Source organism: Gemmatimonadales bacterium, assembly GCA_035502185.1.
Taxonomy (GTDB): Bacteria; Gemmatimonadota; Gemmatimonadetes; order Gemmatimonadales; family JACORV01; genus Fen-1245.
In genome coordinates, this window is the sequence record DATJUT010000111.1 from 1 (window position 1) to 15975 (window position 15975).

Here is a 15975-nt window from a genome sequence, read left to right on the forward strand (position 1 = left end):
AGTACATCCCGCCCATCCCGCCACCCGGCGGCATCGGCGGGGCCTTCTGCTCCTCCTTCTTCTCGACCACGACCGCCTCGGTCGTCAGCAGCAGTCCCGCGATGGACGCCGCGTTCTGCAGCGCCGTGCGGGTGACCTTGGTCGGGTCGATGACGCCGGCCGCGACCAGGTCCTCGTACTCGTCGGTCTGCGCGTTGTAGCCGAAGTTCTTGTCCTTCGACTCGCGCACCTTCTCGACCACGATCGAGCCCTCGGCGCCGGCGTTCAGCGCGATCATCCGGATCGGCTCCTCGAGGGAGCGCCGCACGATCTCGGCACCGATCTTCTCGTCCTCGGACAGCTTCATCCGGCCGACCGCCGGCTGGGAACGGAGCAGCGCGACGCCGCCGCCCGGCACGATGCCTTCCTCGACCGCCGCGCGGGTCGCGTGCAGCGCGTCCTCGACCCGGGCCTTCTTCTCCTTCATCTCGGTCTCGGTCGCGGCGCCCACGTTGATCACCGCCACGCCGCCCGCGAGCTTGGCCAGGCGTTCCTGCAGCTTCTCCTTGTCGTAGTCCGACGTGGACTTCTCGATCGCGGCACGGATCTCGTTGATCCGGCCCTCGATGTCGGACCGCTTGCCGGCCCCGTCCACCAGCGTGGTGTTGTCCTTGTCCACCACGATCCGCTTCGCCTTCCCCAAGTCGCCCAGGACGGTGTTCTCGAGCTTGAAGCCCAGCTCGTCGCTGATCACCTTGCCGCCGGTGAGGATCGCGACGTCGCGCAGCATCTCCTTGCGGCGGTCGCCGAAGCCCGGCGCCTTCACGCCGCACACCTTCAGCGTGCCGCGCAGCTTGTTCACGACCAGCGTCGCCAGCGCCTCGCCCTCGATGTCCTCGGCGACGATCAGCAGCGGCTTCCCGAGCTGGGCGACCTTCTCCAGCACCGGGAGCAGGTCCTTCATCGAGCTGATCTTCTTGTCGTGGATCAGGATCACCCCGTCCTCGAGCACCGCTTCCATCTTCTCGGCGTCGGTGACGAAGTACGGCGACAGGTAGCCGCGGTCGAACTGCATCCCGTCCACCGTCTCCAGCGTGGTCTCGAGGCCCTTCGCCTCTTCCACCGTGATCACGCCGTCCTTGCCCACCTTCTCCATCGCCTCGGCGATGATGTCGCCGATCGTGGCGTCGTTGTTCGCCGAGATGGCGCCGACCTGCGCGATCTCCTTCTTCCCCGCCGTCGGCACCGACAGCTTCTTCAGCTCCTCGAACACCACCTCGACCGCCTTGTCGATCCCGCGCTTGAGGGCCATCGGGTTCACGCCGCTGGTGACGTTCTTCAGCCCCTCGCGGAAGATCGCCTGGGCCAGCACCGTCGCCGTCGTCGTCCCGTCACCCGCGATGTCGGACGTCTTGGTCGCGACTTCCTTCACCATCTGCGCGCCCATGTTCTCGACCGCATCCGGCAGCTCGATTTCCTTCGCCACCGTGACCCCGTCCTTGGTCACGGTCGGGTTCCCGAACTTCTTGTCGAGGACGACGTTCCGGCCCTTCGGGCCGAGCGTCGCCTTCACCGCCTCGGCCAGCTGATCCACGCCCCGCTTCAGCTTGGCGCGCGCATCAACGCCGAAAATGAGCTCCTTCGCTGCCATGTCGTGCTCCTCCCCTTGCGGACCCTCAGCCGATCTTGGCGAGGACGTCCGACTCCTTGATGATCAGGATGGTGTCGTCCTCGATGGTGACCTCGGTGCCGCTGTACTTCCCGTACAGCACCTTGTCGCCGACCTTCAGCTCCATCGGAACGTGCTGGCCCTTCTCCATCCGGCCGGGTCCGACCGCGATGATCTCCCCCTGCTGCGGCTTCTCCTTGGCGGTGTCCGGGATGTACAGCCCACCGCGCATCTGCTCGGTCTCCTCGAGCGGACGGATAGCCACACGATCAGCCAGCGGGTGCACCTTCCCCTTCGCCGCCTTGGATGTCGTGGCCATGTGTCTCCTGCCTCCTTGCGCAAACGGATGCGGATGATGTTAGCAGTCACCTGCGTTGAGTGCTAATAGCGTGGCGCGAAGACTAGCCGCCCCAGGACCGGGTGTCAAGGCCACATCGGTATGTCAGTAAGATGTTGCGAAATCGTTACTTACGGCGCTGCTGGACGTCTGGGCTTGAGAAACGCGCGGCTGGCCGGCCCGCCCACCGAGGTGGTGTCGATCCACAAGCTGTCCGGGACGCCCGGCGGGGCCGCGCCCGCCGCGTGACAGGCGTCGCACGGCAGGAAGGCCTTGAAGAGGTGGTCGGCGTGCGTGGTGACGCGCCCGCTGGCGCTGTCCCTGCCGGTCGTCGCCTCCTCGATGCCGTAGTGACAGGCGATGCACGCGCCGGCGCGCACGGCCGGCCCCAGCTCGGGCGGCGGCGGCGCGCCGCGGCCCGCGAGGCGGTAGGCGTCGTCGGCCAGTCGCAGCGCCTGGCGCATGATCCCGTCGGCGGCCGTGAGGTTGTGGGCCGGCCGCGCCCGCTGGACGAACGCCATCAGGCCCTTGGCTTCCGCGATCCGGGCGAGCGCCGCCCCCGGCGCGCGGCCGCCGAGGTCCGCCTCCGCCCTGCCGAGGTACGCGTCGATCCAGGCGCGTCGCCGCTGGTAGCCCCGTTCCCAGCGCGCCAGCACGCCGCGCCACGCGTCGCCGTGGCAGCCGACGCACACCGACGCCGTCGGCACGAGGCTCGTGCCCGGCGCCGGCCGCGGCGCGTCGGGCGAGACATGGCACGAGCGGCAGGTCACGCCGCCCATGAACATCAGGCTCGGCCGCAGCTCCTCCCCCGGCATCAGCCCGAGCATGAGGCGCTGCTGCTCGGCGTGCACGCCGGCGTGACAGTCGGCGCACCTGGCCGTGCGCGACGTGTCGGCGGGGATGGGCCGGCGGTGGCGCAGCGCGTGGCAGTCCGCGCACTGCAGGTCGATCGAGCCGCTCATCGCCACGACCCGGTGCGTGACGGCACCGTGGCAGGAGCGGCACGCCAGCTCCGGATGGTGCGCGTGGGCGGAGTCGGCCGGCGGCAGCTTCGCCGGCGGCTTGGCCCCGTGGCACGCGGCGCACCGCGCCACGGCGACGGTGGTGTCGCCTTCGACCACCCGGTAGTGGCAGCGGGTGCACGGCACCCGCGCCTGCTCGAGCATCGCATGGGAGAGCGGCACGCCCTGGCTGGTCGCCCGGGTGTGCCGGGGATGGCGGTGGCAGGTCGCGCAGCCGGCGTCGCGAGGGCTCGAGACCTCCGTGAAGTGGCACAGCGCGCAGGTCGAGCTGTCGGCCCCGAGCACCGTGCTGCCGGCCTCGTGGGTGTGGCACGCGGCGCACGGCACCGAGCGGCGCTCGCTCATCGGGTGCGCGCTGTGCCGGAAGGTCACCATCGCGATCCGGGCGCTGTCGGGCCCGCCGTTGGGATGGCACCCGCGCGCCGAGCAGGCGGCGTCGGGCACGCCCGCGCGCCCCGAGGGCGTCGGGCCGCCGCGGTGACACCCCACGCACGCGACCCGGTCGTGCGGGCTCCGCGCGCCGCCGGGCCGCCCCGCCCCGCCGCATCCGGCCAGCACCGCCAGCGCCAGCGCCGGCAGCCAGGGCGCGGCGCGCGCGGCGCGCCGCCGGGCGCGGCCGCCCCGCACCGGCCGAGGGCGCCCGCCTAGCACAGCGAGCCCCACAGGATCAGGCCGATCAGCACCAGCCCGATGCCGAGCAGCACCAGCCCGCCCGCGGCGGCGGCCACGTTCATCCACGGCGAGGGCGGCGGGGCCGGTTCGTCCACCACGGCCGCGGCGCTCGGCGCCGCGGCGGCGACCCGCTCCCGCAGCCGCTCGGCCACGAGCGGGTGCTCCTCCTCCATATAGTGGAGCGTGGCGCGGCCGGTGAACATCACCGCGTCCACCGGCCACTTGTCGGGCCGGAGGTGCACGTTGAAGAAGTGGATCGTGAAGATGAACGCGGTGGCGATCATCGCCTCGTACGAGTGCACGATGATGGCGACGTTGAACAGGATGCCCGGGAAGAAGCGGCCGAAGAACTCCGGCTGCCACAGCATCAGCCCCGTGAAGCCGATCGCGCCCACGCCCCACAGCTCGGCGAAGTAGTCGAACTTCTCCATGTAGCTGTACCGCCCGAACCGGGGCTGCGGCCCGCGCCCGAAGAACCACCGCACCATCGCCACGGCGTCGCGCAGGTCCTGCGGCCTGAAGACGATCGAGTCCAGGCCGAGCCACTCGCGCACCCGCCCCGGCCTCCGCCACGCGCGGACCGAGAGATACCCGGCGTACAGGGCGAAGTAGCCGAACACGAACAGGCCCGCGGTGCGGTGCGCCACGCCCGCCCGGGTCGCCCCCCCCAGGAGCCGCATCAGCCCGGGCGCCCACGCGGCACAGCTGAACCGCAGCGGCAGCCCGGTCACGACCAGCACGAAGAAGGTGGCGACGATCAGGGCGTGCACCACGCGGAACAGCAGGTTGAAGCGCCACACGAACGGGCCGCCGCCGCGCAGGGCCGAGTCCATCGGCGTCGGGCCCGCGGCGGCCGCGGACCGCGCGGCGCCGGCCGCGCGCCGGTCGAGCAGGGTGCGGCGGTACCACAGCAGCGTGTGCGCGCCCCACACCAGCATCGTGCCGGTGAGGACCACGTTCATGAACAGCCACACGGCGAACAGGACCGGGTTCTTGTGCCGGTCGCGCGGGTTCGCGTGGGGCTGGTAGCCGGCGAACTTGCCGCGCGCCGCGGAGTGGCACTGCCGGCAGGTCCTGAGCTCGTTGGCCGGCGCGACCGACGACGCGGGATCGGACGCGGGCCGCACGTCGTGCGGCGTGTGGCAGTCGGCGCACTTGGCCGCCCGCGTCGACCCGACGCCCGACGCCTGCCCGTGATAGCTGTCGCGGTAGGTCCGCCCGTACGCGGCGTGGCAGCGGGTGCAGGCGCCGGCCACCGCGAACCGCCAGGTCGCATCGCTGGCCCGCCGGATCCCGTGCTCGCCGTGACAGGAGATGCAGGTGGCCGCCGTGTCGGGGCCGAGCGCCGCGGGGCTCGCCGCCTGGCGCGCGGCCGTGCGGCCGTGGACGTCGCTCCAGTAGCTCGCCGCTTCGGCGGCGTGGCACTGGCCGCACGCGCGGGCGAGGCCGACGTCGATGCGGTGCGTCGCCTCGTCCGGCACCGGCCGCATCGCGTGGCTGCCGTGGCAACGGGTGCAGGCGATCGTGTCGGCGTGCACGTCGCGCTCCGAGCTCACGACCTGCGCGGCGTGGCACTGCGCGCACGCCTTCCGCATCTCGCTCCGCCCCGCCGCCGTCGGCAGGAAGCCGGCGCGCGCCACCTCGTGGCCGCCGTGGCACGCCACGCAACCGGCCCGCGGCTCCCCCGACGCCCCGTGCGGGCCGTGGACGCCGCGCCGCCAGGCCGAGTCCTGGGCGGCGTGGCAGCGGCCGCACACGACCCGGCGGGCGGCCTCGGGCTCGTGCGGGAAGAACGTGACACCGGTGTGGCACTCGCTGCACGCGACCCGCGCGTGCGGCCCCCCGCTCAGCGTGGCGCGGGTCACCACCAGGCCCGCCCCGACGTTCCGGTCCGAGGCCGCGCTCAGCAGGAACTCGCGGCTCCCGTGACAGCGCTCGCAGTCTGCGCCGGACGGGAACGGCCTCGTGACGCCGGCGTGCCTCGCGCCGGCCGCCCGCCCGCTGTCCTGGCCGGGGGCCACCTCCCGCCGCTGGGCCGCGGCCGGCGCCGCCAGCAGGGCCGCGAGCACCGGCACCAGCGCGAGCCGTCTCAGCACAGCTGCGCCCACATGATCAGGCCCACGATCAGCAGCCCCACCCCCAGCGCCAGCAGGCCGAACGCCGCCGCCACGGCGGTCATCCACCCCGGCGGCGGGGGCGCCGGCAGGTCCGGGACGGCGGCCCGGCTCACCGGCCGGCCCGCGAGCGCGTCCCACCGCTCCATGGTGAGCGGGTGCTCCTCTTCCAGCACCTGCGCGGTGGCCCGGCCGGTGAACATCACGCCGTCCATCGGCCACTTCCCGGGCCGCAGGTGCACGTTGAAGAAGTGGATGACGAACATGAAGCCGGCCGCGAGCAGCGCCTCCTCGGAGTGGAACACGGCGGCCACGTTGAACGCCCACCCCGGCAGCACCCGGGTGAACACGCCCGGCAGCCAGCGGACCACTCCCGAGCCGCCCAGGAGCACGATGCCCCAGAACGCGCCGAAGTAGTGGAACTTCTCGTTGTAGCCGTAGCGACCGAACCGCGGGAACGGCGCCTTGCCGAAGAACCACTTGAACATCTGGACGAAGTCGCGGAAGTCCTGCGGCTGCGGCACCATCGAGTCGCGGCCCCAGAAGATGGCCTTGCGGTCCTTCGAGCGGGCCACGAAGACCGCCAGCCAGCCCAGGTGGGTGAGGAAGTAGGCGATGGTGATCGCCCCGGCGGTGCGGTGCACGATGCCTGCGACGTGCGTGCCGCCGAGCAGGCGCATCAGGTCCGAGGCCCACAGCGCGCAGCTGAAGCGCAGCGGCAGCCCGGTGATCACCAGCGCGAAGAAGCTCACCACCGAGACGGCGTGGAGAATCCGGTGGAACAGGCGGAACCGCCACACGTAGGGACCGCGGCCCCGCGCCGCGGAGTCGATCGACGGCGCGGCGGCCGGCTCGTCGTCGAGTCCCAGCTCGCGGCGGCGCCGGCGCTCCCGCCACTTGATCTCGAGCAGGCGCGCCAGCCACAGCACGGTGTGGATGCCGAACACCGTGAAAGTGAAGAACAGGATCACGTTCATCAGCACCCACGCCCCGAACACGGCCAGGTTGTCGCGGATGTCCATGGGACGGGGGTGCGCGCGGTACGACACGAAGCTCGGCCGGGCCGCCGACGCGTGGCAGCGCGCGCAGGTCGCCACCAGGCGGCCCGCCGAGGTGGAGGCGCGCGGGTCGCTCGAGGGGAAGATCTGGTGCGACCCGTGGCAGTCGTTGCAGCGCGCGGCCCGGTAGTAGCCCAGCCGCGTGGCGCGGCCGTGGTAGGTGTCCGCGTAGGTCTTGCCCTCGTGCTTGTGGCACGAGGCGCAGCGGTCCACCAGCGCCACTTCGCGCTGCAGCGCGTGCGCGGGCTGCATCCCGTGCCCGCCGTGGCACGAGACGCAGGTGGGCGCGGTGTCGCCCGCCAGCGGGCCGCGCATCGCCGCCTGCGCCCGCGCCGTGACGCCGTGGACGTCCCCGAACTCCTGCGCCGCCACCGAGTCGTGGCACACCGCGCAGCGCTGCGCGATGCCGATCGCGATGCCGTGGGTCGCGGGGTCGCGCACCGGCTGGATCATGTGGGCGCCGTGGCAGGCCGCGCAGGTCACCCGGCCGCGGTGCACGTCGTCGGGCGCGAACGCCCGCGACTCGTGGCAGCTCACGCACCGCGTGACCAGCAGCGCCGCCCCGGCGCCGCGCTCCAGCTCCCGGGCCGGCCGCACGTCGTGCACGCCGTGACAGGCGGTGCAGGCTGCCTCCTTGAGCCCGGCCCGCCCGCCGTGCGGCCCGGCGCGCCACAGTGAGTCCTCCTTCGCGTGGCAGGTGCCGCACGGCACGCTGGTGCGCGCCTCGCCGGGATGCATCGCCAGCCCGGGGATCGGATGGCACCGCACGCACGGCACCGAGGCGTGCACCGAGCCTGCCAGCACGTCGCGGCTGACGAACAGCGAGTCGGCGTTCCAGCCCGCCGGCGCCCGCCGCGCCAGCTGCTCACGGTCCGCGTGGCACCGCTCGCACTGCGAGCTGGCCATCCGGTCCGCCGCATTCTGGGCCAGGGCGCCGCGCCCCAGCGCCGCCGCGAGCACCACTAGCCGGAGCGCCCGACCTAGCACAGCACGTCCCACAGCCCCAGGACGATCAGCAGCACGCCCAGCGCGAGGAACAGCATCCCCGACGCCGCGCTCAGCACGCCGAGCCAGCGCGGCGCCGGCGGCGCCACGCGGTCCGCGACCGCGCGCGCGCTCGGGGCCTGCGCCGCGACGTCGCCCAGGGCCTCGGCCACGAGCGGATGCTCCTCCTCCATGTAACCCAGGGTCGCCCGCCCCGTGACCATCACCCCGTCGAGCGGGAACTTGGTGGAGCGCAGGTGCACGTCGAAGAAGTGGTACGCCACGATCAGCGCGGCCAGGAGCATCACCTGGTAGGAGTGGACGATGGTCGCGACGTTGAACACCACGCCCGGCAGGAACCGCCCGAAGAACTCGGGGAACCACAGCAGCAGCCCGGTCGCCGCGATCACGCCCAGGCCGAGGAACACCATCAGGTAGTTGAACTTCTCGCGGTAGCTGTACCGCCCGAACCGCGGCCGCTCGCCCTTCCCGACCGCCCAGCGCAGCATCTGCCAGAACTCGCGGAAGTCGCGCCGCCCGAGCAGGATCGACTCCGGCCCCCACAGCAGCGCGCGCCGGTCGCGCGCGCGCGCCAGCGCCACGGCCGCGTAGCCCAGGTAGCCGGCGAAGCATGCCAGCACGACGCCGCCGGCCCAGCGGTGGATCAAGCCCGCCGTGCGCGCCCCGCCCCACAGCGCCATCAGCTTCGGCGCCCAGACCACGCAGCTGAAGCGCAGTGGCAGCCCCGTGAACGCCAGCACGAAGAACGCCACCACCAGCACTCCGTGCAGGACGCGCTGCCCGACGGTGAACCGCCAGATGTAGGGCCCCCGCCCGCGGTGCGCGGCGTCGAGCGCGACCCCGTCGAAGAAGACGTCCTTGCGCGTCACGGCGCGGCCCTCCGCTCGATCGCGGTGCGGCGCGACACCAGCACCGCGTGCACCAGGTAGACGGCCGTCACGCCGGCCAGCAGCACCACCATCGCCAGCCACAGCGCGAACAGGCCCGGGTTCCGCGCCGCGCTGGTCGGATCGGCGTGGGGTCGGTAGTCGGCGAACCGGCCGCTCGCCGCCGGATGGCAGCGGCGGCAGGTGGCGAGCCGCCGCCCCGCCGACACCGACGACCGCGGGTCCGAGGCCGGGTAGATCGCGTGGGCCGTGTGGCAGTTGGCGCACAGCGCCGCCCGCCGGGAACCCACCTGCGTGGCCTGGCCGTGGTAGTTCTCGCGGAACGTGGCGCCGTACGCCGCGTGACAGCGGGTGCACGTCTCGGCGAAGCCGAAGTGCGCCGCGCTGTCGGCGGGCACGCGCACCGCGTGGCCCTGGTGGCAGTCCACGCACGTCGCCGCGGTGTCGCCGCCCAGGGGCGCCGGGCTGCCGGCCTCGCTCAGCACGGCCTGGCCGTGCGCGTCCAGCCAGTACTGCGCGGCCTCGGCCGGGTGGCACGCGGCGCAGCGCCGCGCCACGGCGAGCGGCACGCCGTGGGTCTCCGGGTCGTGGAGCGGCTCGATCGCGTGACCGCCGTGGCAGTCCATGCACCCGGCCGCGCTCGCGTGCACGTCGCCCGGCGCCGGCAGCTTGTGCGCGTGGCACGCCGCGCACGCCGCGTTCAGCGCCGCGCGGCCCGGCGCCGTCGCGAGCCAGGCCACGGCGCCGACCTGGTGGGCACCGTGGCACTCGGTGCAGGCGACGCCCTTCCCCTCACCGTGCACGCTCGCGTGCAGCGTCTCGCTCACGGCCGCGTGGCAGCTGGTGCAGGCGATCGGCGTCGCGGCCTCGGGCCGGTGCGGGAACTCGAGGGCGCCGACGTGGCAGGCGACGCACGCCAGCCTCGCGTGGGCGCGGCCTCCGCCCGTGTCCGGCGCCACCACCAGGGAGAGGCGGAACTGGCCGCGCGGCACCGCCTGCTCGAGGAACTCCCGCGACCCGTGGCAGCGGAGGCAGGTGAGGGACGGGACCGCGGCCGCGCCGCGGCCGCCCGCGGCCCGCTGGGCCCGCGCCGCCGGCGCGGCGGCGAGCACGAGCAGGGCCAGGGCCATGAGCCCGTGGCGCTTCATCCGGGTGCGCACCTGGTGCCGGCTCAGGCCGAGCAGCGCCGCGGCGTGCGACTGGTTGCCGTGCGCCCGGTCCAGGGCCTCGACCAGCAGCCGGCGCTCCACCTCGTCGAGCTTGACGCCGTCCGAGGGCAGCGCGGCCGCCGCCACCGGCTGCGCCATCGGCGCCGCCACCTCGGGCGGCAGCTCGCGGGGCCCGACGGCCTCGCCGTCCGCCAGCAGCACGGCGCGCTCGATCACGTTCCTCAGCTCGCGCACGTTGCCCGGCCACGGGTAGGCGGCGAGCATCGCCTGCGCCTCCGGCGTGATCTCGCGCACCTTCTTGCCGAACTCGCGGTCGAAGTGCGCCACGAAGTGCTTGATCAGCGGCAGGATGTCCTCGCGCCGCTCGCGCAGGGGCGGCAGCGTGATCGGGATGACGCGCAGCCGGTAGAACAGGTCCGCGCGGAACCGCCCGCTGGCCACTTCCGCCGCCAGGTCGCGGTTGGTGGCGGTCACGATCCGCACGTCCACCACCAGGTCGCGGGTGCCGCCCAGGCGCCGGAACGTCTTCTCCTCGATGAACCGCAGCAGCTTCGCCTGCACGCCCGGCGTGAGCTCGCCCACCTCGTCGAGGAACAGCGTGCCGCCGTCCGCCATTTCCACGAGGCCGCGCTTGGCCGCGTGCGCGTCGGTGAACGCGCCCTTCTCGTGCCCGAACAGCTCGGACTCCATCAGCGTCTCGGGCAGCGCCGAGCTGGTCACGTTCACGAAGGGTCCGTTCGACCGCTTGCTGAGCCGGTGCAGCGCCTGCGCGATGGCGCCCTTCCCCGTTCCGCTCTCCCCCTCGATCAGCACCGTGGTCGCGTCCACCGCGGCCAGCCGCTCGACCAGCTCGAAAACGCGCCGCATGGCCGGCGATTCGCCGATCACGGTGGTGCCGGCGTGCGAGCTGCGGTCGCGGAGCGCCGCCACCTCGCGGCGCAGCGCCGTCATTTCCAGCGCCTGCTTGATCGTCGCCACGGCGCGGTCGAGCGTGAACGGCTTCTCCAGATAGTCCTTCGCCCCGAGCTTCAGGGCCTCCACCGCCGAGCTCACGGTCGCGTGGGCCGTCATCACCACCCAGACCGTGTCGCCCTTCGGCGCGTATTCCCGCAGCAACGACAGCCCCTCGCCGTCGGGCAGGCGCAGGTCGATCAGCGCCACGTCCTGATCGGCGGCGTCCAGCGCCTTGCGGGCATCCGCCAGGGTGGATGCGGAGGTCACCTCCAGCCCCTCGCGTCCCAGCCGCTCCGCCAGCACGCTCAGCAGCAGGGGATCGTCTTCCAGGACCAACAGCCGTTCGCCGGCCATTACGCCTCCCCGCCCTGCTTCGCCACGCCGGGCTTGACCGGCAGGTGGATGTGGAAGGTGGTGCCGCGGCCGACCTCGCTCTCGACCGTGATGCGGCCCTCGTGAGCCGCCACGACCCGCGCCACCAGCGGCAGCCCGAGCCCCGTGCCCAGCGGCTTGGTGGACACGAACGGCTTGAACACGCGCTCGAGATTCTCGGGCGCGATGCCGGAGCCGGTGTCGCGCACGTCGATCGCGACCGCACCGTCGGCCAGCCGGGTCGTGATCGTCAGTCGCCCGCCTTCGCCCATCGCCTCCACGGCGTTGACCGAGAGGTTCAGGATCGCCTGCTCCAACCGCGCCGCATCGCCCACGAGTGGCGGGACACCCGGGTCGTAGACCCGCTCGACCTTCACCCGGTCGGCGCCCGGAAGCCCGGACAGCCGCGCCAGCGCGCCGTTGATGACGGCGTGCAGATCCAGCGTCTGGGTGTTGAGTCCCACGGGGCGCGCCAGGCTCATCAGATCGCGGACGGTCTCGTCCACGTGCTGCAGCTCGTCCTCGACCCGCACCAGGAGCCGCCGCTCCGCGTCGCTCATCGCATATTCCTGCGCGATGAGCTCCATGGCGCTCTTGATGCCCGCCAGCGGCCGCTTGATCTCGTGCGCCACCTGCGCGGCCAGCGCCCCCACTTCGGCGAATCCCGCCTGCTCCGTGAGCGTGCGTTGCTGCTGCGCCGCCAGCCGCACCGCCTGCTCGTCCTTCTCGAGCAGCCGGTCCACCGAGGCGCCCAGGCGGCCCAGCTCGTCGTGGCGGGTGAGGCCGATGCGCACGCCTTCCTCTCCCGCACTCGCCCGCGCGATCCCGCGCCGCATCTTCCGCATCGGGATCACGACCTCGCGCTCCATCATCGCCCCCAGCACGACCGCGTAGGCGAGACACAGCAGCGCGGTCAGCACCAGCCCGTAGATCCGCCCGCGCCGGATCGCGGCGTCGATCCGGCTCACGCTCAACACCAGCTCCAGGGTCGCCCGGCCGCCCGGCCCCCCGACCCCGCCGACCGCGATCACCGCGCTCAGGGTCGAATCCCCGCGCCCGCCAAGCACCTGCCCCTCGGGCGGAATGTCCCAGGGGCTCGGCAGCGCTCGGCCAGGGCGCCGCCGCGCCTCCTCGCCGAAGTCGCTCGAGAGCAGAACCGTGCCGTCCGCCGCCACCAGGCGGTAGCCGAGCGCCGGCGGCCGTGCCACCAGCCGCCGAAGCTCCTCCCGCACCTGGCCGACCTGCCCGTGCGCCAGCGCCGCCTCCACCGGGCCCTGTGCCGCCGCCACGGCCATCAGCGCGTGCTCGCTCGTCAGCGCCAGCTGCTCCCGCTCCCAGTACCGGAGTGAGAGCGTCGTCGCCACGCCCAGGACCACGAGCAGTGCCCCCAACGCGGTCCACAGGACCTTGGCCCGGATCGACAGGTCGCTGAGTGTCATGCCTGGCCCAAAAAGCGCAATCCGCGTGCCGTCTTGCACGCGGATTGCGCTGACTGGTACAACGGCTGGGACTAGAGGGCCAGAAGCCCGACTGCAGCTCCGGCAGCTGCGTGCGCCGCCACAGCCGTCCCAAGTCCGCGCCGCCAATAGAGATAACCGAACAGAACGGCTGGGATTGCCATCCGGGCCACGGCGTAGGCGAGCGTTGTCGACAAGCCCGGCAGGCCCAGCGCCGTCATGTCCGGCCAGTGGAGCAGCAGGTCCGCGACCGTGGCCACCCCGATGGCGAGCCAGACGGCCCAGGTCCGGTCCTTGGGCAGCAGCCGCACCGCGAGCGCGAGCGCCGCGGTGAACACGAACAACCGGAGGAACAGCTCGTCGGTGACCGCGTTGGCGACGGCCAGGCCCATCGCGGGCAGGAAGCCGACGCGCTCGACGTCGGTGGGCAGGCCGAGGGCGCCCTTGTGGAACGGCGCCGCGAGCGCGGCCACCAGGATGCCGGCGCCGATGGCGAGGCCGGCCCTGAGCGCGATGCCCTTCGACGCGTGGACGCGGTCGAGCACGCGCGACGCGGGGAACAGCGGCATCGCCCGGCGCAGCACCGCGAGTCCCGCGGTGATGATGGGACCGTAGAACCAGAACGTGGCGCCGAGCGCGAGCACGACCGCGCCGGGGTAGGTCAGCCGCACGTCGGTGAACCAGATGGTCGGGGGCTGGATCGCGAACGCCACCAGGAGCGCCACGAGCGTGGCGCCCACCATGATCGTCCCGGGTACCCGGTCCGGCCAGCGGCGGTACGCCAGGGTCAGGGCGTGCAGGCCGGTGCTGCCCGCGAAGTACGCGGTCGCGGCCATCGCGACCCAGGCCAGGGCCGAGATCACGGTGCCGATGACGTGGTGCCCAAGCAGGGCGAGCGGCATCGCGGCCACCCAGCCGGCCACCGCCCAGGAGAGCAGCAGGCCGAACGGATAGTAGAACAGACCGTGCAGCATCGCGCCCACGGCCTGGCGCGGCGTCGTGCCCTCCGGACGGCCGGCGATGCCGAGGATCACGCCGTGCACGAGCCCGACCGCGGCGCCGATGGCGAACAGGACCGCGCTCCCCAGCAGCAGCAGGTGGCCGCTCATGCGGTCGGTCGCGATCATGGCGACGACGGCGGCGCCGCCCAGGAGCATCCCGGTCGCCAGCGACCAGGACATCGCGACGGCGGCGGGCAGCTCGAGACCGCGCTGCGGAACGGCGGGGTTGGTCTGCGCGGAGTGCTCTCGCGCGATGGGCTGAGTCATGGTCTTCTCCTGCCTGCGTTACGGTCGGTGCTTCATCGTCTCGACCCTCACTATGGCAGGAGTGGGGCCATGGGAGGCGCGGATCGGCTCACATCGCGCAACTCCATTGGGTGTAAGGTGTTAGGGTGTAGGGGATGAGCCTCGGTCGCCTCGCCGCCCTCTCTCCGACTGCGCGGGTCTGCACACACAGTGTTCCGAACGGGCCAGCGAACGGGCCAGGTCCGCCGCGCCGCGCTACTCCATTAGGAACTGCAGCGATGCGCCCGGCTCGTGCTCGGTCGGCTCGCGCCCGCCCACGAACACGCGGGCCGGCTTGCTCCCCAACAGCTCGAGCGCCCCGCCTTCCACCCGGAGGATGCTGCCCTCGCGCAAGCCGACGACGCTCACCCCCGGATTCGCGGTGACGAACTCCAGGAGCCGTTCGGCGCGCGTCTCGCCCGCGTGGTCCGGGATCACCGCGTCGGTGTAGTGCGGGTTGATCTGGAACGGCACGAGGCCCAGCGCCGCGAAGCTCGGCGGCTCGACGATGGGCATGTCGTTCGTCGTCCTGATGCTCGGCCCGGCCACGTTGGCGCCGGCGCTCCAGCCCACGTACGGGGTGCCGCACCGGGCCCGGGCCCGGAGGGCCTCGACGAGGCCGTGCTCGTAGAGCGCCTTGAGGAGCTGAAACGTGTTGCCCCCGCCCACCATCACCGCCTCGGCGCCCTGCACCGCCGCCGCCGGATCGCTCCGGAGGTGGACGCACTCGATGCGGTAGCCCCACTCCCGCAGCCGGATGCCGACCGACGCGGCGAACGCGTCGTACGAGACCCGCACCGCCGCGTACGGCACGAACAGGACCGTCTTCACCGCCGGACCCAGGAAGGCCCGGATGACGTCCCCGGCGTGCTCGAGGTAGCCCTGCCCGGCGTTGCGCGAGTTGCTGAGGAGCAGCAGTCGCTGGCGGGCGCTCGTCACGCCCGCTCGAGACGCTGCCGCTCTCCCCGCCTCAGACGTATCGGGCGACGGCCATGGCCGCCGCGGCGACCAGGAGCAGCCCGGCCACCCACTGTGCGCCGCTGGTCGCGCGAGCGCGCAGCCGGTCGATCTCCACCATCCGCGCCTGGCGCTCCGGCCCCTCGGCCAGCTGGGGCAGCGTCTGCCCCAGCGCGACGACCCGCAGCATCGAGCGCCGCACTACCGCCATGCCGACGGCGAAGCCGGCGAGCGCCGCCGCCGCCCCCAGCGTGAAGGTCCGCCCCGTCCCCGACGACATCCACACGCCGCGCATCGCCCGGGCATCCAGCCAGTAGAGGGTCAGCCCCGCCAGGATGGTCAGGCCGGCGATGGCCGGCACGATGTTGAGGTAGCCCCGCCGGATGATCTGCTGGGCGACCTTCATCCCGTCCGGGCCGGCATCCCTGATGCTCGGCTGGACGAAGGTGACGAAGAAGAAGATGGCACCAGCCCAGTACACGCCCAGGACGATGTGGAGCAGACGCAGCGCGACCAGCAGGGCCTGCATGAAGCCTCCCGTGGGTTTGCGGCTCGGAGATGGACTGTCGTGGAATGGCCCTGAAGCTGGGGCGGCGGGCGCCCGGGCGCAACGCCGGCGGGCGGCTTCCTCCTCAACGCCACGTCACTTCATGACCTGATCACTTTCCCCGGGGGGCCTCGCTCGTCAGCGCGTGCAGGTTGCCCTCGTTGTCGTAGAAGTGCGCCAGCCACACGTCGCGCCCCTCGAACTGGCCGACGACGTGCGGCTCGCCCTCGAGCCTCGCCCCGCGCCCCTGCAGGGTGCCGCAGGTCGCGGCGATGTCGGCCACCCGGAAGTAGACGATGGACGGTGGATGGTCCAGCTCGGGGTGGCCGGGATCCGGCAGCGCCAGCATCAGGCGCGTGCCCCCGCAGTCGAAGAACGCCGCGCTCGGCACCTGGAACAGGAGGGTGAGGCCGAGCGTGTCGCGATAGAACGCGACCGCCTTCTCGAGGTCGTGCACCACCAGCGCGATCTGCGCGACGCCGGTGATCAC

General features: G+C 73.0%; 12 protein-coding genes. All 12 read right to left on the minus strand.

The features are described from left to right. Positions 1-1630: chaperonin GroEL (gene groL, locus VMF70_14700; protein ID HTT69271.1), on the minus strand; the 1630-nt coding region annotated here is incomplete at its 3' end. A gap of 25 nt (positions 1631-1655) precedes the next feature. Continuing rightward, positions 1656-1967 carry a co-chaperone GroES gene (locus tag VMF70_14705; GenBank protein HTT69272.1) on the minus strand — a complete coding sequence of 104 codons (312 nt, stop codon included), beginning with the start codon at positions 1965-1967 and terminating at the stop codon, positions 1656-1658. A gap of 149 nt (positions 1968-2116) precedes the next feature. After that, positions 2117-3634, minus strand: coding sequence for a cytochrome c3 family protein (locus VMF70_14710; GenBank protein ID HTT69273.1), 1518 nt, complete (start codon positions 3632-3634; stop codon positions 2117-2119). Positions 3635-3651: 17 nt separating this feature from the next. Then, the gene (locus VMF70_14715) at positions 3652-5775 is read right to left on the minus strand and encodes a hypothetical protein (protein HTT69274.1); all 2124 of its coding nucleotides are present in this window, start codon (positions 5773-5775) and stop codon (positions 3652-3654) included. After that, on the minus strand, positions 5769-7814 hold the full coding sequence (locus VMF70_14720) for a hypothetical protein (GenBank protein HTT69275.1): 2046 nt from the start codon (positions 7812-7814) through the stop codon (positions 5769-5771). The genes VMF70_14715 and VMF70_14720 overlap by 7 nt, the downstream gene beginning before the upstream one ends. 17 nt (positions 7815-7831) lie before the next feature. After that, the gene (locus VMF70_14725; GenBank protein HTT69276.1) at positions 7832-8725 is read right to left on the minus strand and encodes a cytochrome b/b6 domain-containing protein; all 894 of its coding nucleotides are present in this window, start codon (positions 8723-8725) and stop codon (positions 7832-7834) included. Further along, positions 8722-11220, minus strand: coding sequence for a sigma 54-interacting transcriptional regulator (locus VMF70_14730; GenBank protein ID HTT69277.1), 2499 nt, complete (start codon positions 11218-11220; stop codon positions 8722-8724). Before VMF70_14730 ends, VMF70_14725 begins: the two co-directional genes overlap by 4 nt. Further along, positions 11220-12677, minus strand: coding sequence for an ATP-binding protein (locus tag VMF70_14735; GenBank protein ID HTT69278.1), 1458 nt, complete (start codon positions 12675-12677; stop codon positions 11220-11222). Before VMF70_14735 ends, VMF70_14730 begins: the two co-directional genes overlap by 1 nt. A 71-nt stretch (positions 12678-12748) precedes the next feature. After that, entirely contained in the window at positions 12749-13963 is a 1215-nt protein-coding gene (locus VMF70_14740; protein HTT69279.1) for a hypothetical protein, read from the minus strand. Positions 13964-14197: 234 nt separating this feature from the next. Then, positions 14198-14920 carry a dipeptidase PepE gene (gene pepE, locus VMF70_14745; protein HTT69280.1) on the minus strand — a complete coding sequence of 241 codons (723 nt, stop codon included), beginning with the start codon at positions 14918-14920 and terminating at the stop codon, positions 14198-14200. A 31-nt stretch (positions 14921-14951) separates the two neighbouring features. Continuing rightward, entirely contained in the window at positions 14952-15467 is a 516-nt protein-coding gene (locus tag VMF70_14750; GenBank protein HTT69281.1) for a hypothetical protein, read from the minus strand. Positions 15468-15597: 130 nt separating this feature from the next. Then, complete coding sequence (locus VMF70_14755) at positions 15598-15975, minus strand: VOC family protein (GenBank protein ID HTT69282.1); 378 nt, start codon at positions 15973-15975, stop codon at positions 15598-15600.

Coding starts and splice junctions, on each gene's coding strand:
- VMF70_14750 (HTT69281.1), bottom strand. CDS start 15,467: ATGCAGGCCCTGCTGGTCGCGCTGCGTCTGCTCCACATCGTCCTGGGC.
- VMF70_14730 (HTT69277.1), bottom strand. CDS start 11,220: ATGGCCGGCGAACGGCTGTTGGTCCTGGAAGACGATCCCCTGCTGCTG.
- VMF70_14705 (HTT69272.1), bottom strand. CDS start 1,967: ATGGCCACGACATCCAAGGCGGCGAAGGGGAAGGTGCACCCGCTGGCT.
- VMF70_14740 (HTT69279.1), bottom strand. CDS start 13,963: ATGACTCAGCCCATCGCGCGAGAGCACTCCGCGCAGACCAACCCCGCC.
- VMF70_14735 (HTT69278.1), bottom strand. CDS start 12,677: ATGACACTCAGCGACCTGTCGATCCGGGCCAAGGTCCTGTGGACCGCG.